This is a genomic window from Psychrobacter sp. Choline-02u-9 (assembly GCF_002836505.1).
Lineage (GTDB): Bacteria > Pseudomonadota > Gammaproteobacteria > Pseudomonadales > Moraxellaceae > Psychrobacter.
Genome location: NZ_PJBF01000058.1, coordinates 133142 through 157525 on the forward strand (window position 1 = coordinate 133142; position 24384 = coordinate 157525).

The window sequence follows — 24384 nt, forward strand, 5'->3', positions numbered from 1 at the left end:
AACAGTCATCGCAAACTGCAATTAAAGGTAATCATCTATGTCGATTCAACAGTCTAATAAATATTTTTCTAAAAACCTTTATAAATTGGTTCTAACCGTTGCAAGCACTTCATTGGTAACGGTCTTGTCAATGACATCGATCAGTGTACAAGCAGCAGGGTTAAATGACTTATTTAAAAATAGCTCCTCGGCAAAATCAAAGTTCTTATCAGTGGATGAAGCCTTTCAGGTGGTCAGTAATACCAAAGCGATTTCCAAAGGCACGCGGCTGTCGATCAGTTTTGAAATTACGCCAGGGCATTATGTTTATAAGGATAAGCTTACGTTGAGCTTCCCTAAAGGAATAAACGCCACGCCGTTCACTTTTAATCAAGCACCAGTATCAATCAATGATCCGACCTTTGGTCAGGTTCCTGTATTTACACAAAGAAGCGTCATTGCAACCACGACACTGACGACCAGTAATGGTAAGGGCGCCAAAAACGCGCCTATTATTATTGGTTGGCAAGGGTGTGCAACGGCTGGGCTATGCTATCCACCAGAAAAAATCAAAACCAAGATAGACATTGCTGCGACACGCAGATAAATAGCGAGCAGATTGATTAAAATATCGGTAATAATAGGTAGCCATTCATGTCCATCAAGACATCACCAAAGTCTTCATCATTTAGCGTATCTACCCATTCGAAAAAATCCCATATCTTAGCGCTTGCCATCGCTAGTGGCTCATTGCTGACAGGTTTATCAGCGACATCGACGGTACAAGCGGCAGGGTTAGGCGACCTTTTCGGTAGTAGTGAAAGCTCGTCGAAGTCAAAGTTTTTGCCAGTGGATCAAGCGTTTCAGGTAAGTACAGATAGTACCCCTGTCAAAGCCGGTACGCGGTTATCTATTAATTTCGATATCACCCCTGAACATTACGTCTATAAAAAGCAAATTAAGCTTACGCTACCCGCTGGCGTGACGGCTGCACCTTTTACCTTTAGCCAAACACCGTACTCGATAGATGACCCGACTTTTGGCAAAGTACTGGTATTTGACCAAGCAAATATGGTCGCTACCACCACACTGACGAACAATAGTGGCAAGAGTATAGATGGTGCCGCTATCGTCGTCGGCTGGCAGGGCTGTGCAAAAGCAGGACTGTGCTATCCACCTGAAAAGATTAATACGCCTGTCGATATTGCAGCTGCATCGACGCAGGTATCAGCAGATAGTGCGAGCTCGACCGATTCAGAGAATAGTGCTACGGCGAAACCAGAGGAAGTCAGCTCAACAGCTCTTGATAATACTTTGCCTGATGAGGCGCAAGCACTGACAGACGATGGTGCTATTGACTATGATCTCATTGATGACAGCGCTGTAGAGTATGATTCTTTAGATAGTAGTACGGCGACGAATACGATTTCTGCAGCAAATAGCAGCGTAACAGGCGAGACGGCCAATATCGAAAGTACCTTGAGCAACAGTTTCGTTGATAGCGATCCTTTTGGTTTGGCTTCTCACCCTTGGCTGGCATTAGTACTATTATTTTTAGCAGGCTTAGGCTTAGCTTTGACGCCTTGCGTCCTACCGATGCTGCCTATTGTGGCCAATATTGTAGCCCGCGAACAAAACCCAACGGTCAAACGCGGTGTCATCTTGACCACCAGTTACGCGATTGGGGTAGCGACTGCTTATGGTATTTTGGGCGCTGTTATCGCAGTATTCGGTGAGTCTTTAGGTATTATTGGTTGGCTGCAGAACCCGATCATTATCATCAGCTTTGCTATTGTTTTTATACTTCTCGCACTATACATGTTAGGTCTTTTCAGTGTGCGATTACCACAAGCGATCAGTCGAAAGATGCAAGGCTTAAGCCAAGCAGGTGACAGTAAGCTTGGTAGTACAGGCGGCAGTTTGATCGCTGGGTTTTTATCAGCGTTAGTCGTGTCACCTTGTGTTTCTGCGCCATTATTTGGAGCATTATTGGCGGTCTCTACCATTGGTAGTCCGTTGCTCGGCTTTGCCGCTTTATTCATGCTGGGTTTTGGTTTATCAGCGCCGCTTATCCTAATCGGTGCTACTCAAGGCAAGATTATGCCAAAGGCAGGCGAGTGGATGAATTGGGTAAAGCAAGGCTTTGCTTTACTACTGTTTGCCGTGGCACTGCTATTGATTGAGCGCGTGTTTATATCGCCAGTCATGCTGATGGTGTGGGCGTTATGGTTTATGGTCTTGGCAACATGGGCATGGAGTTGGCTAGGTAAAGGTCGTATGCTGACCCAAGCACTAAGCCTTATCGCTGGTATTTGGGCCGCTTGCCTAATAGTCGGCGCTGCATTGGGTAATGATGATAGCTTACATCCATTAGCGTCATTGGGTGCAGCACCGATGATGGTACAGTCAACATCTGGTCAACCAGTGAATAGTGATAGCACCACTGATAAGACGATCACGACGCTTGCAGAGCTAGATGCCATTGTCGCAGCCAATCCGAATGTCATTGTCGATCTGACAGCAGAGTGGTGTATTGAGTGCCGCATTATGGACAAGAACCTGTTTCATAATCGCCCAGCACAAATGCAAGATTGGCAATTAGTAAAGCTCGATATCACTGAGACGACAGCAGACTCAAAAGCCGTGTTGTCTCGTTACCAACTCTTTGGTCCACCAGCGCTACTATATTATATTGATGGTCAGCTAGTAAATCAGCAAGTTGGTGAGATTGGTCGCTCAGAATTTGAGCAAACATTATCGGCGTTGAACAACTAATATCTAACAACGAACACTTAAGAAACCAATGTTATATTTCGAAAACTCTTAAGAATATTAAGAAGGCCAGTATACTAAGAAAGTATGCTGGCTTTTTCAATGCCATTAAATTCATACTATAGAATATTTATTAAGTATTTGTTATATAAGTAATTATATTGATAGGTGCTTATTTTAACTACCGATAAAGCTAGTATCGTGCTTATATTTTCATTACAATAAGGAAACAATGCAGCAGGGGCACTGATTGTCATTTTTTCCGCTCCTAACATCTGCGATTAGCTGATAGTCTCAGTCAATTCTATTTTAGCGACAACGCTAATGGTTATATTAATTACCTCATATACTCTGCTAGCGCTAATGCTAGTTAGATAAAGGACACTTATGTTTGCCCATACCATTACTCAGCGTCACCAACAGCCTTCTTACCAGAATGTGCATATGCCTCTTCGTATTGCAGTTGCGCTTGCGTTGAGTTGTACCGCGATACAAGTACAAGCTGCTGATGATTCTCAGACTTATAACGAACTGCCAGCACCCGAAGCTGCGTTTGAATACGAAGATCTTGACCTATCACAGAGTCTTGATAACAGTGTGATATCTTCTGATATGAGTACACAAAATGGCAAAATAATCAGCAAAGAATTTATTGCTCAGCAAGCCAAGCTGTTTTCTGAATGTACGCAAGTCCAGTCTAGTGCTGCTCGCCTAGCTTGTTTTGATAAAGTAGCTGAACAAGGTAAGACACCAAGCTACACCTCAACCAAACAACCAATTGATTTGGCAAAGACCTTTCAAAGTACGGTCTCAGGTAATCCAAAAGTGATATTGGCTGAGTCTCAAACGGCGATGAGCGGGACGACAGTTGAAGATGCAGATACCATTTTAATGACTAATCAGCAAACAGCTGCCAGCAAATTGAAGGCAAATGGCAACGTAGAAGTAGATGCTGAAACGAATAGCGAGGCACAGATTTTAGAAAATGTCGGTGTTACTCAAACAGACATCGAAAAATTCTCGCCACTCAGTTTATCTTATGACCTAGACAAAAATAGTGAGCGTGGCACTTGGACGGTTAGACCATATCGACCGACATATCTGTTGCCACTATTTTATACTTTCGATCCCAATTTAAGTCCAAGTACACCATCGCAAGAAACAGATCCTTTTGATTCTAATGACATACGTGAGACTGAGCTAAAATTCCAATTATCCCTAAAAACAAAAGTCGCAGAAGATTTGTTTGATACCAGTGCTGACCTATGGTTTGGCTATACCCAAGAATCACATTGGCAAGTTTATAACGAAGACAACTCGCGTCCATTCCGTGCTACCGATTATCAACCTGAAATATTCTTAACTCAACCTGTGACAGCAGATCTGCCTTTTGGTGGACGTCTGCGTATGTTGGGCGCAGGTGCTGTCCATCACTCGAATGGACAAGATGATCCATTATCACGTTCATGGAATCGTGCTTATCTCATGGCAGGCGCAGAGTGGGGCAAGCTATCAGTCATACCGCGTTTATGGGCTCGAGTAAATAACGAAAGTAGTAGCGATGACGATAATCCAGATATCGAAGACTACATGGGCTACGGTGATATCAAATTCTTGTACGATTTGCCGGCTGATCAGAGCATTAGCGGTACCTTGCGCTACAATCCAGGTACCAATAAAGGTGCTGCGCAAATCGACTATATCTATCCTATATCAGAGAACGTTAATGGTATGGTTCAGCTATTCCAAGGATATGGTGAGTCGATCATTGATTATAATCATGAAAATACCTCTATCGGCTTCGGTATCGTACTGAACGATTGGAAAGGGCTTTAATTCGGAAAGGACATTAATTTGAGAAAGGCTCTAATATAGGTGGAATTTATGATAAGTTATGACAAATAATAGTTTATGCGCCGCTTAGCGCCTTATCAAACTGGACTGTGGTTGGCAGAGTATATGGATATGCGCTGCCAACTATGCCGTATTTATCGTAGTACACCACAATCTCAACTACTACACCATCAAACACAATCTAGCCTACATAATATAACGGATATGCCGCCTACACGGACAGCCTTAAAGAAACACTCTTTTCTTACTAATATCGTTCATCAAGCAAACAGCTATTTGAGCAGTGGTTTACTTTGTGATCACTGTCACAACGATATTACTTGGTTGCCAAGACCTTTTGAAGTGGATATCGCTCCTAGTATATCTCTATCTATCCAAGCCTCTACTTACTACGAGTATCCAATACGTCAAGCTATCCGAGCATTTAAGCATCAGGAGGATATGACGAAATTGCCGTTACTATTACATGCCATACGTCAATTACCGCGTCCACACGGTTGTCATCGTAATAACAGCGTGATTGTCGCTATGCCAACGACAAGTCAACGATTGGTTAAACGTGGGTTCGATCCTGTCAGTATTCTATCTGCCCAATTGTCTAAACATTGGCAAATTCCTTTATGGCAAGGCGTTAAGCGCATTGACGATACAGTTAGTCAGCAGGGACTGACTCGTGCCGAACGTCTTAGTAACTTAGACAACGCCTTTGCTCTAATCGAAAGGCCTCCTACAAAACGCTTACTACTATTCGATGATGTATCTACCACAGGTGCAAGCTTACAAGCATTAGCGCAAGCGTTCATTCCACCTGCAGCAATAAAATCAGCAACGGATAGCAGCCATAATAGTTATCAAATTTCTGCTTACGTATTAGCCCATGGCAGCAAACCTTAAACCTAGTACATTTTTGTCAGCAATATCTAATTATTGCTAATATATTTCCTTAACGCTATATTATTATATATATTAATTCGTTGTTTTAAGCTATGTGTTTAAATAATTTTTTGTTGAGTTAGTTTATAAGTTGAGAGGGCTAGATAGTGAGTGCCTCCTTAAATAATGCTAGCTAAATATCGTGGAATGAAAATTGCATGTTATTTAGCAAGACTAGGGCGTGTTGAACATTCAAATATTAGGACTGCTGATAGATAAAATCGCACCAAACTAGGCGTAAACCGACGATAATGTCGAGGCCTTAGCTAGGTTTACAACACCGTTTGGGGTGATTTTAGCATCAGCCCTTTGGGGCGGGGCTCTTTTTTGCCAATACATGGCGAAATTGTCTATCCTAGAATGACTAGGCTTCGAAAATTTCACTGCGTATTGCCTGTAAAATAGCCGCCGCCAGTGCCACATTTGAATGTTCAACACGCCCTAATATCTAATTAATATAATAAATGAAGATTTAGCTATTTAAGCCTATTGAGTACCTCACCATTCAAATTAAAGAGGTTCAATAATCTATGATAATAATAAAAAATAGGGTAGCAATATGAAAGCTTCTAAGATAAAAGTCTCATACTCAAAATTTGTAGATTATCTAGGATTCACTTTAGTTGAACTGATGATAACGATTGCTGTATTAGCTATTATTGTAAGCATTGCTGCACCTATTATTAGTGAGCAATTAGCTAATCAGCGTATTAAATCAACGACTGCTACATTAATGAATGTCTTAAAGGAAGCAAAAGCTGAAAGCAATATTAACAACATACCTGTAACGGTCAGCTACATTAATGGAATTCGGCCAAACAATATTATCAATATTGAGGTTCCCTACTCAGGCCCGAATGTTCTTTCCTCATGGACAAAACCTCAAGATTGGACAAACCTCTTCATGAAATCAGCGTTAGCTCGTGGTTGGCCGCCTTCTGACTCGGGCAGCAATAACGGTGGCAGCAATAACGGTGGCAGCAATAACGGTGGCAGCAATAACGGTGGCAGCAATAACGGTGGTAGCAACAACGGTGGTAGCAACAACGGTGGCAGCAACAACGGTGGCAGCAACAACGGTGGTAGCAACAACGGTGGTAGCAATAACGGTGGCAGCAATAACGGTGGTGAAACTGGTGGTGGCGAAACTGGTGGTGGCGAAACTGGTGGTGGCGAAACTGGTGGTGGCGAAACTGGTGGTGGCGAAACTGGTGGTGGCGAAACTGGTGGTGGCGAAACTGGTGGTGGCGAAACTGAACCAAATCTAGTTATTATTGCAACTCACTCATACAATGTGAGCAGTACAATCAGCTCTTCAACGAAAAAGATTACTTTTAAACCCAATAGAACTGTGAGTACAGCAGTTACTTACACCATTTGTGATAGCAATAGATCAGCATTACCTAGACAGGTAATTGTGAGCAACGTGGGCCTTATTAGTAGCAAGCTTGGAGGGGTTTGTGAATGAAAAGTAACAGTGTAGAGGCAGGCGTAGGGCTGATAGAGGTGATGGTTGCGATTCTATTACTATCTGTTGCAGTACTTGGATTTAGTGCTCTACAATTGCGAGCAATTAGTGCTACTGATGAGAGCTTGCTACGCACTCAGGCACTCAGTGTTATCCGTGGCTTAGCGGAGAATATGCGTGCTAATTCGCAACAAATTGATACCTATCAACAGACAATTAATGATGCTACAAAGACCGTTGAAAGCTGTACTGAATGTACTGCTGAGCAGATTGCTATTAATGAGTCTAAAGCAGCATTTGAGCAGTTAAACGACTATGGTATTAGTGTGAAAATGGTTACTTGTCCAGGAACAGCTGATTTTTCTCAGGTCAAATGTGTGATCGCGGCCTGGAGAGATACTAAGCCATTAATGGATGATAGTGACAATGATGCTTGTGCGAATGAAAATGGTATTTATAACAGTGGTAGTAACTGTATCATTGTGGAGACATATTGATGAAATCCGATATACCTATAAACATTAGATGTCATCAAGGCTTTACACTGATTGAGCTTATGATTTCGCTAGTTTTAGGCTTGTTAATATCAGCTGCTGTAATTCAGGTTTTTATTACTAGTCAACGTGTAGATCGCATACAGAATGCAGGTTCTGAAATTCAGGATTCAGCAATATTTGGTTTGCAAGGTTTAGAATATCAGTTAAGACTGGCAAATCTTGGCAATGATGGAGTGCCTCTTAATGACAAAACTACTATAGGCGGTGTGGTACTTACTTCTAGCGACGATGATACAGATCTTGTCAATGTTTTAACTACAAACGAGCTAAAGGATGGTTTTTTGACTCGTAGTCATGATATGAGCAGTACGGGAAATAAAGATCGTAGATGGAACGGTCTGACTAACACCGATGTTGCTAGTGACCAGCTTACTATTCAATATACTAATACTACAGGTCAGGTGCTACAAGATTGCGAAGGTAAAAATGTGGAAGTGAATGAGCGCGTAATTGCTCGTTATTTTATAGCAGAAGACGATAATAAAACTGGTCTAGATAGAAAGAACTTAAATCTGAATTGTGATGCAGGTAGAATAGAAAAGAAAAATGATACTGAATACGAATACCAAGACTTTGGTGATATTGGTCAAACTGTCATTAGAAATGTAGATCAATTTAATATTCGTTTAGGTGTAAAACAAGAAGTCAGTACTAGTGGTATATTAAGGTATGAATATACTGATATGAGTGTCAAAGAATATATGGATATTGTTACTGACAAACCTTTCATTACGAATATTAAAATTGCTATTTTAACTCGTAGTAATTCTAATAGTCCTGACGATAGTAATAGTAAGTTCACTATATTTGGTGCCGAGCAGCAGTTAAAGAGTCAAATAAATGCTCCAAAATATTTACGACGTATTTATGAAACCAATGTGCTGTTGCGTAATGCCCGAGTCGTAAATGTGATCAATGGTGTTAGTTAAAAAAATTGACAAAACATACCTCTCCTATACATATTAACAAAGGTAGCAATCAGTCATGAATACCGATAGCTCTCGCATCCATATTTCATTAGGTTCTGACCAGTATGGAGCAGTATTGATTGTAGTACTGCTGTTTTTGATGTTGATTATGATCGTAGGAGTAGTTGCAGTACGCAATAGCAGTACAGATTTAAAGTTGGCTACCAGTGATCAGATAAATACTTTACTGCTGCAATCCTCTGATAGCGTAAACAATAAAATCGAGATGTCAGTTAATGGATCTCCCGCTTCTGATCAATATAAACAGATTATGGGTATCACCGGTATATTTGGATATTATATTTTAGAGGATAATAACAGTGATATCATCGATTTTTGTTATCGACCGCGATCTTCTTTCTTCAACATTGATGATGCTGTTATACGTCGCAATGCAGGTAGATTAGTTACCAATGCTACAGGCTACTGTGACCCTACTAACGCAAATGATTATACCAGTAATAGAAACACGACGATGACACAAGTCATGGTAAAAAACGTTAGCGCGACTTCAAATCGAGGTAGCTTTGAGCACATGAATTTGGGCACAGACTCTGATGAAAAGACTGCGGAAATGTATACTTTTGAGGTGTATTCGACGTCAGTTCTACCCGCTTATGGGAATGCTAAAGATAGCAAGATAGAGGAATGTTTTGAGAAAGATGCTTCAGATAAGATTGATGGGGTTACAAAATGTATGACCGAAAATAACATCCCTAGTAAAATGCTTGTAGAGAAAGTTGACTTGGCCAATATCCAAAATAGTGAGCTCTGTGATTATTTTGGTAATAGCGGAAAAACAGCCAGTACAAATGCATTATGTAGAGATATTTAAGAGCCGTTATATTTATAGCATCATTCTATTACAGCCGTACTTGGAGATAACAGTATGAAAATCAAACCCCTCAATCGTTATCATGTACCCGTAGTAACGGCACGCCAACCTCATGTTCATCAGTCTAAACATTCTTGGTGGCGAGCCTCTAATCTGAGTGCTGCGATGATGGGTATGATGTTTATTACTATGTCTCAAGCCGCCGTTAATCAAAATGGAGACGTAAGTGATATTGGTGATCTAAGCATTTATCAGCCTGCCAAAACGGCCAGAACCAATCTTATGATGATGATTGATACCTCAGGCTCGATGGGTATCAGCTCACTGGTACTGCCCAAAAATAACCCATACGGCAGTCCGGGTGATGTGGATGAACCTTTATGTAAGCGCGTGGGCGTAGATGAGTATCAAAGCAATCGAAGAAATACCAGCCCCATTTATGAATGGGCTTATAACTTGACTGATGCCTCAACCAATGGCAGAACGTCAATACGAAAAAGTGTCGTGATTGGTGGTCAAACGATTGAATACTACGTTCGTGGGTGCCAAAAAGGTGATGTTAAAGCTTTAGACCGTTTATCACGATTAAAAGACGCACTTTTACCGCTACTGGCAAGTGAGCAAATCAGCGATCAGGTATATATGGGTTTGGGACACTTTTCATCCAAAACGGGTCTGAATATTGGTAACGCCAGTAATAAGCTGGTTGATGGGCACTCAGGGCGCATACTGGTGCCCGCTGCACCGCTAACCACGGCTCAGCGTCAAAAAATCGCCAGAGCCTTAGCAGATATCAAATCATTAGACACGACCACAAATGAAGACGGTACTGCCAACGCAAATCTTAAGCTATCAAGTAATAGCTATCCTGATGTGACCAAATCATCGAGCGGCACGCCCACCGCCCATGCCTACGCTGAAGCTGGCGCTTATATGATGGGCACTGGTACAGGCTATGATAGTAGCCAAACCAACTCTGGATCGATCAATATCATCTACGATGGGTCTATGATTAAACAAAAAGCATGGAACCAAGACGAACAGGTTTATTTTGTCTGTGTCGAATTGGGAACTACTCAAGATGCTGTAGCCATTGGTGCTACTGTCAAGCAGTGCGCAAATAACTGGCCAGGACATGATAACAGTAGAAAAACCGTAAGCCAAGGCACAGTTAATGGAGGCATCTATCGTCCGACAGCTAATGGCAGTTGGGAACGAATCTCCAGTCAAGACGACTTCAAAACCAAAGTCAATGCAGCAATGGGAAAAACGGTCACCATGGACAACCTGTGGGACACTTATGACAAGTTACCTGTCGGCTGGCGTTATGGCGGCTGGTTAAAAGTTGCTCAAGAGCCACTTGATATCGAGCCTATCGTTGGAACCGTTTGGGGTTATGGTAGTGGCATTACTGGCCTAGTCTCTTATCGAACCAACCCATTTACGATAAGAGCTGATGAGAGGGAAAATATGGTTGGCGGTTTGAGGTACTCTGCCGCTGATACCAAAAAATCTAATGGTCAAAGCTATATTCAGGGTAGTAGTACTGGGCAATGCGACAGTAATGGCATCTACTTTTTAACCGATGGCGCACCTAACTCAACTACTTATGGGCCTCCGACCACTAGTGACCAGAACATGGCACAGGCCATCATGAACGAGTCATTAACAGGCGGTACGAGGATCAATAACAAGCCATCAGGCACAGGTGTCTTAACCTCTCCAACCCTACAGTCTAATTTATTCCGTGGTGAAACTGGCGGTTGGGAGTATATTGGTGAGTATGCTAAGCGCTTGAATGATAGCACCCAAAATCCTGCTGGTACCAGAATCAGAACGGCTGTGGCAGGCTTCGGGGCATCTTTTGCTGGTATTCCCAAAAAGGCAGACGGTAGCTATGACTGTGCTGCTGCTGCTACTTTAGATGCAAAAAATGCCTGTAAATGGGGTAGTAGCGAGTATGGTAACGGTGGATTTTTTTATGCTGAAACGTCACTTGATATTGCTAATAGTGTTCAACAGTTTATCACTGATTTGAATCAAACTATTAATACTACGCCAGCCGGCACGATAAGCGTACCAGATGACCCCTACCAAACTAGTACTACTCTACCTTATGCCTATCTACCGATGCTAGAGCCTAAAGTAGGCGATACATTTAAGGTATGGCCAGGTAACCTTAAAAAGTATGAAACTAAAAATGGTACGTTATATGGTAAAAGTAATAGGCGGCTATATAGCAATGAAGGTGGCGCGCTGAATGATGCTGCCGCTGATTTATGGAAACAGTCTCCTATTGCTACTTCAGGTAACTCAGCAATCAATAGTGGTGGGTTTTATACACGATTAATAGCACCAGATTTAAGCTCACCTGCTAGCACACGAAATGTATTTTTTGAAAACTATATAGGAGCTAATGATACGCGGATAACTGATGGTGTGGTAAAGGTTGGCGTTAGCAACAGTGGTGTGCCTACAGGACTAACGCAAATTAATGATAATGTTTACAGGACTGCTGGTTTATCATTGCCTCGTTCCAAACGTATCATGCTAAATTTCTTAGGTTACAATATCGATGCGACGACTAATGATGATATATCTAACATAGATCTGAGGGAACAAAAGTATTTACCTACTCAAGCCATTCGTCAAGTAGGTGGCGTGGTACATTCAAAGCCTGCATTGGTGTCTTATAGTGCTGAAGTAAATGCTGCAGGCAATGTTACTGCTGATAACCGTGAAGATTATTTACTGTTTGGTTCCATGGATGGTGCTCTACACTTAGTAGATGCCAAAACGGGAGAAGAGGAATGGGCACTTGTCTTACAAGAAATGTTCCGTACACAATCAGAAGCATTAGTTAAAGATGCCTTGGGAGAATTAAGCTTCGGAGTAGATGCACCTTGGCTAGTGAGTGCAAAGTATCGTTATAGCAGTACCACTATAAATGATCAAAAAAACCGTAAAGTCTCTTTATATAAGCCTGACAGTAGTAACGTAGACGATGTAACCAATACTAGCAACTTCTTGTCAATGGCAGCCTATGGTGGCTTTCGCATGGGTGGCAAAGGTTTATACGCTTTAGATTTGGCTGACAAAACGACGCCCAAGATTCTATTTAGTATCACGCCGGATATTAGCCATACCGATCCGGTATTACACAAAAACAATGCTGGTACTCAAGCGACTTTCAATAATACTGACTATAGCAATGTTGGACAAATTTGGAACACAGTGACCATTGCCCGATTAAACCAAAACGCCAGTGATAGTAAGTATAAAGACGTCATAATCTTTGGTGGTGGATATGACACAGAGTATGAAGATCCACAGTTTGTGCCGACTACTGCCGCTAAAGGTAGCTCTATTTATGTCACAGATGCAAAAACAGGTGAAAAACTATGGTCATGGAACAATCCTCAAAATCATAGTATCGTCGCTGGCGTGACAGCGCTTGACCGTAATAACGACGGTTTATTCGATCACTTATACTTCGCTGATCTAGGTGGTAATGTTTTTCGCGCCGACTTTATTAACGAAAAAGAGAAAGCCTTCAACGAAGTACGTGTAGTTCGAGTGCTAGAGGCATCTGAAAGTGTTAAAACATTGCCTTACCGTTTCTACAATCGTCCAGTTTTGAGCTTTTATAGAGATAATCAAAGCAAGATATTTGCTCTTGTCAATATTGCTTCTGGCGATCGTAGTTCCCCGTTAGCTAAGCGTCGCGATACAAAGGCTTTAGCCAATCGTTTATACGGCATTATAGATACTGATATTGTTCGTGCTGATCTATTAGAAAATACTGCGACATCATCACTCCAAATTAAAGACCTAAACGAAAAAAATGATTTGATTGAGCTTGGTGGTAGTCAGTTATCCAAAAATACAAAGCAAGCGAAAGCTAAAATGATTGAAAAACTAACGGTAATAGATAGTTCTAAAGATAAGAAAGGTTGGTACTACCCATTGACACGTTTTGCAGGGTTTGAGAATGTCTCACATGTAAAATCAATAGGGGATTATCGCGTCATAAACAACTTTTTGTTTATGTCTGTATATGACCCTAATATGTCGTATGGGAGTAGTAATGTCTGTGAAGCACAAACGTTAGGCGGGTCAGAACAACAGATGTATTGCTTGCCTTATGGTGTATGTATGGATGATACCTCCGTTACAGGTACAGGTGGCTTTATCCCTGCTGGCAAAGGCATTCAGGAGCTTAGTTTAGGAGCAGTGAACTCTGATAATTTGGACACCACTGTATTACTTGGCACACGTAGTCTGACAGACCGCGCTAGCAATCTATTGAGCTATGGTGCTGACTCTAGCAAAGGGTCTGCTCCTAAAGAACCGCCAGCTGGAGGCTATGATGGCAACAATCCTTACGGTAGTATTACAAAAGATAATGGCGATGGCTCCATGGCAAATATACTATTCAAAGATCGTTATATATTAAAGCCAACACAATGGTATGAGAGCAACTAATGCATACCAAGAGTGAGAATAGATTGCATGTCAATATAAGAGGCTTCACTCTTATTGAACTAATGGTGGTCGTGGTGATCATCGCTGTACTAGCAGCCGTTGCTATTCCCAGCTATAGGCAATATGTGATAAGAAATGCCGAGCGTGATGTGCAAGCTAAAATGCTTAATTTAGAGTTGCAGCTGGAGCGATGGCGATCATCCGCATTAACTTATAAAGGTTTTGAACCGCAGACAATTAATAGCGCTGATAATAAGGCAAACTATGGTTACGATGCCAGTAACACGATTATTTATGTACCACAAGGCAGTAATGCCACCAACTATCGCTACCAGATTACCCTTGTCGATGGTGCTGCTGACCCTGAGAAGTCTTTGGTGACAACTGATACCGCTATTGATAACGCGACAGGTAGGACATGGAAGATGCTGGCAACGCCTAATAGTACAGGTACCTTTAAAGAAGCGAACAATATGTTAATGACCAGCACAGGTATACGTTGTCAAAACAAGAGTAGTATCACGATTACGGCGACTAATTGCGGTACAGGTCAGGAGGAATGGTGATGACAACAACGTATTGTAAACGACATAAGATCACTAAAACTCAGTATGGATTTACCTTGATTGAGATGATGATTGTCATCGCTATCATTGGTGTTATGGCTGCTATTGCCTACCCCAGCTATCAGCAATACATCATCAAAGCCAAGCGTGCCGATATGATGAGTGAGATGCAAAATATTGCTTCAACGATAGAAAGCCGAAAGTTGGCACAGGGCAGCTATAGTGATATCAGTTCAAGCATTAAAACAGAATTCGCAACTGAATATCCAAGACAGGGCAGTGCTCTATACGATGTTACTATTAATCCAATCACACTAACGCCTCCAGATAATATACTGACTGAAAAATGGATAATCACTGCTATGCCTAAAACTGGCAGTCAAATGGTAGCTGACGGCAGCCTTAGTCTTAATTACCGTAATGTGAAGTGTCGAGGGAGTATATGCGGTAATAGCAATGAATGGAATAAATAATATTATTAAATTATCATCATAAAACTGACAAAAATCGTCAGTAAAACTTACTATTTGCTCTTAAAAAGATATTGACTGACAATTTTCAGTAAGTTTATGGAAATATTAGTGAGATTGTTGGATTAAATATAAACATATAATAATTTGAGGTGCGTTTTCGCTTGGTAAAGCGATATAGAGTGTAATTAGCGTGGGTTATAAGCAAGGTGACATTATTTCAAATAGTTGAGATAGTATATCGTAAGAACTTTTATAAAAGTTGGCATAGTATCTGCATTAGTTATAACAAGAAAGAAATTCGTTATATCCCTGAGGATAAAACGCGCTAGTAGACACAATAGCCGCTTATCTTCATATACCCCAAAAGGAGTTCTTATGAACACTGTACAGAAAGGTTTCACCCTAATCGAACTCATGATCGTTATCGCAATTATCGGTATTTTGGCGGCGGTCGCTCTTCCTGCTTATCAAGATTATACCGTTAAAGCACGAACTTCAGAAGTTATCTTGGCAGCTTCATCATGCCGCTCTACGATCACTGATATTGTACAAAATTCTCCAGTAGTCGATATGGATGATGCTTTAGCGTCAAGTTGTGATATCACCCCTACTAAATTCGTTGCTTCAGGCGATTCTGATGAAGATGGTAAAATCACAGTAGTAGCTAATGAGGAAAAGTTAGGCGGAGATACTTCTTCTACTGCTAATGCTATAACATTAACTCCAATGGTAGTGGCAGTCGATTCTGAAGGCGATCCTGATCCTGATGCTGATCCAGTAGCTCTTGATGCTTCAACTGCTGGTGGTGGTACAATACAAGGTTGGATGTGTGGTCCTGCAGCGACCAATCCAATGCCTAATAAGTACCTACCTGGTTCGTGTCAAGGTACTTACTAATTCATTAGTAGGTTGGAGTAATTGAAAAAGACTGGCTTGCCAGTCTTTTTTTGGTCTAAATAATAAATTCGTAGGACTTTTTTGTATTTAGATTATCGCACTGATTTAACAAACCTCTATTTTATCGTAGGTTATTAAGGTCAAGGTATGTCTCCTCGTCTAAAATTCTTTATTAAACATCTATGCATTTCATTGATAGTAGCGTTGCTAGTCTTAACTGGGATTTTTACAGTTTGGTATCCCGCGCCTTTGGCTAAAGCGACAGGTGTCACACATATTGTACTTCTCATGATCGCGATAGATGTGATCGTCGGTCCCATATTAAGCCTCATTGTCTATAAAGCTAATAAGAAAACCTTAAAGTTTGATTTGTTGGTCATAATACTATTACAGATATCGGCATTGAGTTATGGAATATACAGTTTGGCTGAGGGTAGACCAGTCTGGATGGCGTTTAACGGTAATCGCTTTGAGCTGATAAGAAATAATGAGCTGCTTGATGTCAGTATTGATAACCGTGTAGATAGTGAATATTATCACCCCAGTCTGTTAGGACCTAGATATGTGGCTGTGAAAATCGCTGTAAATCAGTTGGAAAGAGAGAAAAATATGTTTGAAGAGCTGCAAGGTGGCATATCTTTAGCTCAGAGACCAGAACGATATGTCGCCATTGCAGAAGCAAACGGTAGAATAATAGAAACTGCTGAAGGTGTATCTGATCTCAAAAACTATAATTCAGAGCAAGCAGTAGACAGTATCCTAGATAGTTATCCCAATGCGAGTAGCTATTTAGGGTTAAAAGCGAATGCAGTTGATATGACCTTATTATTAGATGATGAAGGTAATACGATAGAAATTGTAGATCTAAGACCGTGGTAATAAATAAGCTCAAATGACTTTATGTATGTTCATTGACTGTAGACTGGAACGATCTATGCAGTGGACTCTGTAAAACTATATGTATAGATAGCTTTACAATGTAATTTAATGATTACTTTTTTTGGGAATATAGTTATGAATAAGGGTCAAAGTGGCTTTACTATAATCGAACTGATCATTGTCATTGCAATTATTGGTATTCTTGCTGCCGTTGCCTTACCTGCATATCAAGACTATAAAACAAAAGCTAAAATTTCAGAGGTGATATTGGCTGTTTATTCTTGCCGAGCTGCTGTAGTTAACATTGTACAGCCGTCATCAAAAATAGATGTTTCTGATGCTTTGCGAAACTCTTGTAATTTTAAGCCTACTAAATATGTTAAAAGCAGCTTTGTCGATGAAAATGGTATCGTCACTGTCAAGGCTGACGAAGATAAGTTAACGGAGTTAACTGCCACAACCAATACGTTAACAATAGTCCCTATGCGGACAGCAACTACTGCTTTGATAGGTACATCTGACGGTGGCAAAACAATTGTCGGCTGGCGATGTGGTTCAGTAGCAGATGGCACGACTATTCCAGCCAAGTATTTACCCAGTTCATGTCGAGGAACTTATTAGTTATCCAATAATAGCATTAGAGACGAGGGTACGCGAACCATAATCTAGTTTGAAAGGTCTACTAATAAACAGCGTAATAAAAAAGGCTGAAGGAATACTTCAGCCTTTTTTATTACGCGTAAACTTTATAAATAAACTACTTCTCTAAATACTGAATCTTACCTTCCACGCCATCCCACTTTTCAGCTTCTGGCATTTGTCCTTTCATCTCAGTGATGTTTGGCCATTTTTGTGCCAGCTCTTCATTGAGCTGGGTGAACATTTCTTGGCCTTTGGGTACTTCATCTTCTGAGAAGATCGCATTGGCTGGACATTCAGGCTCACATAGTGCGCAATCGATACACTCATCAGGATCGATGACTAGGAAGTTTGGGCCTTCATAAAAGCAGTCCACAGGACAGACTTCTACACAGTCGGTGTATTTGCAAAGAATGCAGTTATCTGTAACGACAAAGGTCATAGTGAGGTCTACCTGTTATTGGATTGGCTGATATAGTCAATCTCTTTCAAGAGAATTATTATGTCAGCCTTGCCTGAAGTATTATTCATACCTCTGCGCTCAGCTGCAGTGTAATTCTTTTAAATTAAATCAACTATAAGGGCTACATAGAATAGTTGGAAAATAAAGCGTATTTTAGCGCCTTTACTACGCTTTGACAATTCCCTTTAATGACTAATGATTTTCTTCAGATGATAAAGTAAATCATGCGCTTGCTTAGGTGTTAAGCTATCAGGGTCAATTGTGCTCAGCTCATCTTGTAGGCTAAATAACTGATTTTGTTTTGGATTACTAATTGCGTCTGATGTTTGAGTAGTATGACTTACTTCTTGATTGAGAGTAGCATCATTATAACTTTCTTGCCGTTTATCCTTTACTGACTTAGCTAATTCATTTTTATCATCAACAGTTTTTGCTTTATCTACGGCTAAATGGTCTAACTGTAAGTTGTCTGCTAAATAGCGCTTAGCATCCTCTAGCACTTGGGTAGGAATACCAGCCATTTTTGCGACATGCAGCCCAAAGCTAGAGCTTGCTGCACCATCTTTTATCTGATGCAATAGCAATAACTGACCGTCGACTTCACTGGCTGCTACATGGACATTACGGATATTAGCATGATGCCTGCCAATATCATTCGTTAATTGTGTCAGCTCAAAATAATGAGTGGCAAATAATGTCAGGCAGCCAATCTCGACTAGGCGATTGACACAGGCATGGGCAATGGCAAGGCCATCAGTAGTGGCAGTACCGCGGCCGACTTCGTCCATTAATACCAGTGATTTATTGGTAGCTTGATTTAAGATATTGGCCGTCTCGATCATTTCTACCATAAAGGTCGATTTGCCACCAGCCAAGTCGTCAGCTGAACCAATACGAGTAAAGATACGATCGATATCACCAATATGAGCACTAGCGGCTGGCACAAAGCTGCCGCAATGAGCGAGTAGGACTATCAAAGCCGTTTGGCGCATATAGGTAGATTTACCACCCATATTAGGGCCGGTAATCAGAAGCAGTCTTTCAGGGTGTCCTTCATCAGCATTGGCGCTACCTAGTGCACAGTCATTGGCGACAAATTGGTTTGTACTTAATGAATTACTATTCCTATTGTTCGTATTCGTTTGATTCAATGCCGCTTCGACCACAACGTGACGACCTTGACGAATATCGATATTGGTTTGACTTTTGGCCACTGATTCGCTTTGGTCTTTTGTATGTAGACCCATGGTTGGGCGCTGCCAGTTATACGTCATGGCAAGTTGGGCCCAATTGCTTAGCACATCTAGTTGTGCGATAGCCGCGCTAAGCTGTTGTAGATCAGCCAAATGTTGGTTTAATTGATTTAAGAGTTCTTGATACAGCTGCTTTTCACGCGCTAATGCCAAGGACTGGGCACTTAGATATTCTGTCTCGACTTCCTTTAGCTCATCAGTGATAAAGCGCTCACTACTTTTGAGCGTTTGCCGACGGATAAAGTGGGCAGGGGCATTCTTCGCCTGCATTTTGGGCAATTCAAAATAGAAGCCGCTAACTTTATTAAAGCCGACTTTTAGACTCGGTAGTTGGTTGTCTTGACGTGCACGCTCGACCATCTCGTCTAGCGTCAATTGGATATTGTCATGCAAGTGGGTAAGACGATCAAACTCTTCATCAAAGCCCGATGCTAGCATTCCGCCATCACGGATATGAGCAGGCGGTTCAATGACAATAGCGCGCTCGATTAATTCGGCAACGGATTGAACAGCAGGTAACTCAGCTGGCAATTGCTGCATCAGCATTGGTAAGAGGCCCGCGTCTTCATGGCTGATACCGGATTCTGTCAATAGAGTAGTAAGCTGAGCACTACTAGCGATGCCATCGGCAAGCTTGCGCAAGTCACGAGGCTTGGCACTCATTAGCCCAATTCGACTGCTGATTCGTTCAATATCGCCAATAGTATTCAGCGTTTCTCGTAAACGTGTAACCAGTAAACTATCTTTCAAGTCTTGGTTTGACTCAATTGAGTCACTCTCTGGGCTTAGCAAGCAAGTTATCGCATCTAGACGCATATTGATACGGGAATGCTGACGCAGTGGACGCTTCATTTGCTGTACGAGTAAACGCTTGCCCATCGGAGTCTGACAATGATTCAGCACAGATATCAAAGAAGTACCGTTGCTACTAACAGGGGTAAATAGCTCGAGATTTTGCTGGCTATTGGCATCGATAATTAGGTAGTCATCGCTGTACTCGACAATGAGTTGGTTCACTTGGGGCACATGACGTTGCTGAGTCTGACGCGCATAGTGTATAAGCGCCGCACAACTGGTCTGTACAAGTGGAGCCTCATGAATACCCAACCCATCGAGACGCTGAACCTCGAACTGTTGGCAAAGCGTGTCACTGGCATGCTCACGATGAAAGTCATTGGCAGCGACTTCTATAATAGGGCAGTCCAGATTTTGTCGTAACCACAGTAGCCACTCTGTATCATTGCTTCCAATACTGCCGCCAACGCCATCAATAAGCGCTTCACTAATGATGCATTCACTAGGCGCAAAACGCGCCAATACAGTAAGCATTTGAGTTCGTAAATTATCGATATCGTTTTTGTCTGCTATCAGTGTCTGGGTAGTCAGTGTGCCTGCAGCCAAATCCATCTGGCTAACGGCTGCTTGTAACGTCTGGCTATGGTCTTGCGTTTTCATAGTCGCAATATCGATGGCAACCACAGTCGGCGTATGATTAGGGGCAATCAATGCATCATCGGTAATAGTACCTGCGGTAAGCGTTTTAACCACTTCACGGCGCATGATGCTGCCAGTAGCAGATTTACTTTTGTCTTTCTTCTGCTTGTCGCCCATTGCAGGGGCGTTGGCCTTGTCACTAGCATTGCCAGTTGTTGATTCGTCAATTTGTTCGCATACGACCACTGTCTGACCAGCAGCAATCAAGCGTGCCATATAGCTATCAGCTGCATGAAACGGTACGCCCGCCATGGCTATCGTGTTGCCTGCCTTATCCGTACCACGGCGCGTCAGTGTGATATCCAATATCTGTGCCGCCCGCTTAGCATCGTCAAAGAACAGCTCATAGAAGTCACCCATCCGGTACAAGAGCAATGCTTGTGGATAGTTGGCTTTCATGGTTAGATATTGCACCATCATCGGCGTATGGTCTGCTAGGTTATAAACGGCATTGCCTATACTTAAGCAGTCAGAGCTCTCTTTTTTTGATAAGGGTTTTTCTGATGAATTAGGATTTGACGATTGATTTTGTCCAGATGGCTTTACGGTCATGCAGAGTCTCTTATAGTGCTTTAATAGGTTGTAATGAGTATTTTGTGATAAGGGTGCTAAAGGGTCATTTGTCTTATGTATGAGTTTGATAGATAGCTTTGGCTTTACCAATAAACCAGTTACTTATAGATAAATGGCTTAACGACAAACTTTGAGCCAAAACGTAGCGATCGCAAGCGTATAAAAGTCAAAATGTGAAAAATAATAAAGTCGCTGAAAAAGCTAAAGAATTTAAGAAGGTATTCGCTATTTTAACACGTCCTACTAGGTTTTTACTGTGGCAAATATCTACTCGCTGCCCTTGTATCCATCAGCGTCATAACCATATATAATGACGGCACACTTAATTGGGCGATACTAAATTAGGTAGTACTTAGTCGGGTGATGACAAGGCAGAGAGCTAAGCTTTGGCTAATGCGCACTAATTATCGAATATTCCATAGGTCAAAAAATTATGTTATCAAAGATTATAGGCAGTGTGGTTGGCACCAAAAATGACCGCGAATTAAAACGCATGCGTAAAGTGGTCAGCAAGATCAACGCACGAGAGGCTGAAATACAAGCCCTGTCTGATGAGCAACTACAACAAAAAACTGAAGAATTTAAAGCCAGACATCAAAAAGGCGAAAGCTTAGATGCATTATTGCCAGAAGCGTTTGCTGTCTGCCGCGAAGCATCATTGCGTGTCAATGGCATGCGTCACTATGATGTGCAGCTGATCGGTGGTATCACCTTGCACGAAGGCAAAATCGCTGAGATGAAAACTGGTGAAGGTAAAACCCTAATGGGAACCTTGGCCATGTATCTAAATGCGATCAGCGGCAAAGGGGTTCATCTGGTCACGGTCAACGACTATTTGGCTGCGCGTGATGCTGAGCTGAACCGTCCGTTGTTTGGGTTTTTGGGTATGACTGTTGGTGTGATTTACTCACAGCAGCCGCCACAAGAAAAAATCGAAGCTTATCAAGCTGACATTACCTATGGTACCAATAACGAATACGGCTTCGATTATCTACGCGATAACATGGTCTTTAGTCTTGCTGAGAAAAAACAGCGCCCGCTAAACTTTTGTATTATCGATGAAATTGACTCAATCTTGATTGATGAGGCTCGTACGCCACTTATCATTTCGGGTCAAGCTGAAGATTCATCACGCATGTACGCGTTGATTAATACGATTATTCCTGTGCTAATTCGTTCAAAAGACGAAGAAGCAAACAAGAATAACGAAGAAGAAGACTTCTGGATTGATGAAAAGAATCGCCAGATTGAGATCAGCGAAAAAGGCTATGAAAAAATCGAGCGCTTCTTAATCGAAGTAGGCGAGCTTGGTGAGAACGAAAGCTTATATAGCCCAAGTCGTCTGCCACTTCTGGCTCACGTTCAAGCTGCCATCCGTGCGCATCACGTATTTGTCAAAAACGTTCATTATATCGTCGATGAAGGCGAAGTGGTCATCGTTGATGAAAATACAGGCCGTACCATGCCTGGTCGTCGCTGGTCAGAAGGTTTGCATCAAGCAGTAGAAGCGAAAGAAAACGTTGAGATCCAAGCAGAAAACCAAACACTTGCAACCACGACATTCCAGAACTACTTCCGTCTATATGACAAGTTATCTGGTATGACAGGTACCGCTGATACCGAAGCTGCCGAGTTCAAATCTACTTACGATCTAGATGTCATTGTGATTCCAACGCATGAGCCAATTGCTCGTATCGATATGGATGACCAGATTTTCTTAACCAAGTTAGGCAAATACAAAGGCATCATTCGCGAAATTAAAGAAATTCAAGCCAAAGGCGCGCCAGTACTGGTTGGTACAGCGACGATTGAGGCCAGTGAAGAATTGTCTTACTTGCTTGACCAAGAAGGCGTTAAGCATAACGTTCTAAACGCCAAGCAGCATGAGCGTGAAGCAGAAATTATTGCACAGGCAGGTAGTCCAAAGTCAGTCACGATCGCCACCAACATGGCGGGCCGTGGTACGGATATTATCCTTGGTGGTAACTGGCAGTCGTTTATCGAAGATATCGATGCGGTGAGTCCAGAGGAGATGCAGCGTTTAAAGTCTCAATGGCAAGTCAAACATGACCAAGTCGTAGCAGCTGGTGGTTTACATATCATTGGCTCTGAGCGCCATGAGTCACGCCGTATCGATAACCAGCTACGTGGTCGTGCTGGTCGTCAAGGTGACCCTGGTATGTCACGCTTTTTCCTATCGCTCGAAGATGATCTGATGCGTATCTTCGCAGGCGATCGTGTGGTCAATATGATGCGTGCGATGGGTCTCAAAGAAGATGAAGCCATCGAACATAAAATGGTCTCTAAATCGATCGAAAACGCGCAAGGTAAAGTTGAGAGTCGCGATTTTGATGCTCGTAAAAACCTACTGAAATACGATGATGTTGCCAATGAGCAGCGTAAAGTTATCTATGGTCAGCGTGATGATTTATTAGCAGAGATGGACTTATTAGAAGCCATCGAAGTGATGCATCATGAAGTATATAACGCGATGATCAATCAGTTTATTCCGCCTGGCTCTATTGACGACCAGTGGAATATTGACGGCTTAGAAGACGAGTTAGAAGACGAATTCAAAATCTCGATGCCGATTAATGATTGGTTAGATGAAGATCGCCGTCTGGATGAAGAAGGGCTGCGTGAGAAAATCGTTCAAACGGCGATAGATCGTTATCACAGTCGCCGTGAGCAGATGGGTGAAAAAGACGCCGCTCAGCTTGAGCGTCATTTCATGCTACAGAGTCTAGATAAGCATTGGAAAGAGCACTTAACGCAGATGGATCAGCTACGTAAAGGGATTCATTTACGTGGTTATGCACAGAAAAACCCTGAGCAAGAATACAAGCGTGAGTCGTTTGAATTGTTCCAAATGATGCTTGGTGCGATTAAGTCTGAGACCGTACAGGACTTGTCACGTGTGCATATTCCAACCAAGGAAGAACTGGAAGCATTAGAGATTCAGCAACGTGAGAACGCTGCCCATATGCAAATGCAGTTCGAACATGACGATGTAGATAACTTGGATAGCAATGCGAGTGGTTCAGCTGCTCAGCCGCAACCACAAAACCGTAGTCTAAACAGCGGTGCTGCGGCAGCTGGCGTTGGTGCTGCTATAGCAGGTAACGGTAGTAATGCTAATGAACCAAACCCATATGCAGGTATGAACATCAGTCGTAATGCAGCGTGTCCTTGTGGATCAGGTCTTAAGTACAAGCAGTGCCATGGTAAAATCTAGTCTTTAATCATAGCAAGTTATTAGCTATGTATTGAACTGCTATTAGAGACAGCCTTTATCT

General features: G+C 42.0%; 17 protein-coding genes. 15 read left to right on the forward strand and 2 right to left on the reverse strand.

Annotation, left to right across the window (positions count from 1 at the left end):
- The first annotated feature begins 37 nt into the window (after nt 1–37).
- The 14 genes from CXF69_RS10725 to CXF69_RS10790 all read left to right on the forward strand — a co-directional run bounded on the left by CXF69_RS10725 (nt 38) and on the right by CXF69_RS10790 (nt 17287).
- Entirely contained in the window at nt 38–586 is a 549-nt protein-coding gene (locus CXF69_RS10725) for a protein-disulfide reductase DsbD domain-containing protein (RefSeq protein ID WP_102078060.1), read from the forward strand.
- A 47-nt stretch (nt 587–633) separates the two neighbouring features.
- Nucleotides 634–2754 carry a protein-disulfide reductase DsbD gene (dsbD, locus tag CXF69_RS10730; protein WP_102078061.1) on the forward strand — a complete coding sequence of 707 codons (2121 nt, stop codon included), beginning with the start codon at nt 634–636 and terminating at the stop codon, nt 2752–2754.
- A gap of 384 nt (nt 2755–3138) precedes the next feature.
- Complete coding sequence (locus CXF69_RS10735) at nt 3139–4587, forward strand: phospholipase A (RefSeq protein WP_102078062.1); 1449 nt, start codon at nt 3139–3141, stop codon at nt 4585–4587.
- 75 nt (nt 4588–4662) lie between these two features.
- On the forward strand, nt 4663–5499 hold the full coding sequence (locus tag CXF69_RS14530) for a ComF family protein (RefSeq protein ID WP_228706777.1): 837 nt from the start codon (nt 4663–4665) through the stop codon (nt 5497–5499).
- A 598-nt stretch (nt 5500–6097) separates the two neighbouring features.
- The gene (locus tag CXF69_RS10745; protein WP_102078063.1) at nt 6098–7006 is read left to right on the forward strand and encodes a pilus assembly FimT family protein; all 909 of its coding nucleotides are present in this window, start codon (nt 6098–6100) and stop codon (nt 7004–7006) included.
- Complete coding sequence (gene pilV, locus CXF69_RS10750; RefSeq protein WP_102078064.1) at nt 7003–7503, forward strand: type IV pilus modification protein PilV; 501 nt, start codon at nt 7003–7005, stop codon at nt 7501–7503. Before CXF69_RS10745 ends, pilV begins: the two co-directional genes overlap by 4 nt.
- Entirely contained in the window at nt 7503–8492 is a 990-nt protein-coding gene (locus CXF69_RS10755) for a PilW family protein (RefSeq protein ID WP_102078115.1), read from the forward strand. The genes pilV and CXF69_RS10755 overlap by 1 nt, the downstream gene beginning before the upstream one ends.
- Nucleotides 8493–8547: 55 nt before the next feature.
- Nucleotides 8548–9366, forward strand: coding sequence for a pilus assembly PilX family protein (locus CXF69_RS10760; RefSeq protein WP_102078065.1), 819 nt, complete (start codon nt 8548–8550; stop codon nt 9364–9366).
- Between the two features lie 54 nt (nt 9367–9420).
- On the forward strand, nt 9421–13851 hold the full coding sequence (locus CXF69_RS10765) for a pilus assembly protein (RefSeq protein ID WP_102078066.1): 4431 nt from the start codon (nt 9421–9423) through the stop codon (nt 13849–13851).
- Entirely contained in the window at nt 13851–14417 is a 567-nt protein-coding gene (locus CXF69_RS10770; RefSeq protein WP_102078067.1) for a type IV pilin protein, read from the forward strand. Before CXF69_RS10765 ends, CXF69_RS10770 begins: the two co-directional genes overlap by 1 nt.
- Complete coding sequence (locus CXF69_RS10775; protein ID WP_102078068.1) at nt 14417–14890, forward strand: type IV pilin protein; 474 nt, start codon at nt 14417–14419, stop codon at nt 14888–14890. Before CXF69_RS10770 ends, CXF69_RS10775 begins: the two co-directional genes overlap by 1 nt.
- A 375-nt stretch (nt 14891–15265) precedes the next feature.
- The gene (locus CXF69_RS10780; RefSeq protein WP_102078069.1) at nt 15266–15787 is read left to right on the forward strand and encodes a pilin; all 522 of its coding nucleotides are present in this window, start codon (nt 15266–15268) and stop codon (nt 15785–15787) included.
- 147 nt (nt 15788–15934) lie between these two features.
- Complete coding sequence (tfpZ, locus tag CXF69_RS10785; RefSeq protein ID WP_102078070.1) at nt 15935–16666, forward strand: TfpX/TfpZ family type IV pilin accessory protein; 732 nt, start codon at nt 15935–15937, stop codon at nt 16664–16666.
- A 135-nt stretch (nt 16667–16801) separates the two neighbouring features.
- Nucleotides 16802–17287: a pilin gene (locus CXF69_RS10790; protein WP_102078071.1), complete on the forward strand. Its 486-nt coding sequence runs from the start codon at nt 16802–16804 to the stop codon at nt 17285–17287.
- Between the two features lie 136 nt (nt 17288–17423).
- On the opposite strand, the gene fdxA is transcribed toward CXF69_RS10790, so the two are convergent.
- Complete coding sequence (gene fdxA, locus CXF69_RS10795) at nt 17424–17747, reverse strand: ferredoxin FdxA (protein WP_057758216.1); 324 nt, start codon at nt 17745–17747, stop codon at nt 17424–17426.
- Between the two features lie 206 nt (nt 17748–17953).
- Entirely contained in the window at nt 17954–21067 is a 3114-nt protein-coding gene (gene mutS, locus CXF69_RS10800; protein WP_102078072.1) for a DNA mismatch repair protein MutS, read from the reverse strand.
- A gap of 454 nt (nt 21068–21521) precedes the next feature.
- Between mutS and secA the strand changes: the two genes are divergently transcribed.
- A complete protein-coding gene (secA, locus tag CXF69_RS10805; RefSeq protein ID WP_102078073.1) occupies nt 21522–24323 on the forward strand; it encodes a preprotein translocase subunit SecA in 2802 nt (933 codons plus the stop codon).
- Nucleotides 24324–24384: the final 61 nt, after the last annotated feature.

Excerpts from the sequence above, each read along its gene's own strand:
- mutS (WP_102078072.1), bottom strand. The coding sequence starts at position 21,067 with ATGACCGTAAAGCCATCTGGACAAAATCAATCGTCAAATCCTAATTCA.
- CXF69_RS10725 (WP_102078060.1), top strand. The coding sequence starts at position 38 with ATGTCGATTCAACAGTCTAATAAATATTTTTCTAAAAACCTTTATAAA.
- CXF69_RS10745 (WP_102078063.1), top strand. The coding sequence starts at position 6,098 with ATGAAAGCTTCTAAGATAAAAGTCTCATACTCAAAATTTGTAGATTAT.
- pilV (WP_102078064.1), top strand. The coding sequence starts at position 7,003 with ATGAAAAGTAACAGTGTAGAGGCAGGCGTAGGGCTGATAGAGGTGATG.
- dsbD (WP_102078061.1), top strand. The coding sequence starts at position 634 with ATGTCCATCAAGACATCACCAAAGTCTTCATCATTTAGCGTATCTACC.
- CXF69_RS10775 (WP_102078068.1), top strand. The coding sequence starts at position 14,417 with ATGACAACAACGTATTGTAAACGACATAAGATCACTAAAACTCAGTAT.
- CXF69_RS10765 (WP_102078066.1), top strand. The coding sequence starts at position 9,421 with ATGAAAATCAAACCCCTCAATCGTTATCATGTACCCGTAGTAACGGCA.
- CXF69_RS10770 (WP_102078067.1), top strand. The coding sequence starts at position 13,851 with ATGCATACCAAGAGTGAGAATAGATTGCATGTCAATATAAGAGGCTTC.
- fdxA (WP_057758216.1), bottom strand. The coding sequence starts at position 17,747 with ATGACCTTTGTCGTTACAGATAACTGCATTCTTTGCAAATACACCGAC.
- CXF69_RS10780 (WP_102078069.1), top strand. The coding sequence starts at position 15,266 with ATGAACACTGTACAGAAAGGTTTCACCCTAATCGAACTCATGATCGTT.
- CXF69_RS10755 (WP_102078115.1), top strand. The coding sequence starts at position 7,503 with ATGAAATCCGATATACCTATAAACATTAGATGTCATCAAGGCTTTACA.
- CXF69_RS10735 (WP_102078062.1), top strand. The coding sequence starts at position 3,139 with ATGTTTGCCCATACCATTACTCAGCGTCACCAACAGCCTTCTTACCAG.
- tfpZ (WP_102078070.1), top strand. The coding sequence starts at position 15,935 with ATGTCTCCTCGTCTAAAATTCTTTATTAAACATCTATGCATTTCATTG.
- CXF69_RS14530 (WP_228706777.1), top strand. The coding sequence starts at position 4,663 with ATGCGCCGCTTAGCGCCTTATCAAACTGGACTGTGGTTGGCAGAGTAT.
- CXF69_RS10790 (WP_102078071.1), top strand. The coding sequence starts at position 16,802 with ATGAATAAGGGTCAAAGTGGCTTTACTATAATCGAACTGATCATTGTC.
- CXF69_RS10760 (WP_102078065.1), top strand. The coding sequence starts at position 8,548 with ATGAATACCGATAGCTCTCGCATCCATATTTCATTAGGTTCTGACCAG.
- secA (WP_102078073.1), top strand. The coding sequence starts at position 21,522 with ATGTTATCAAAGATTATAGGCAGTGTGGTTGGCACCAAAAATGACCGC.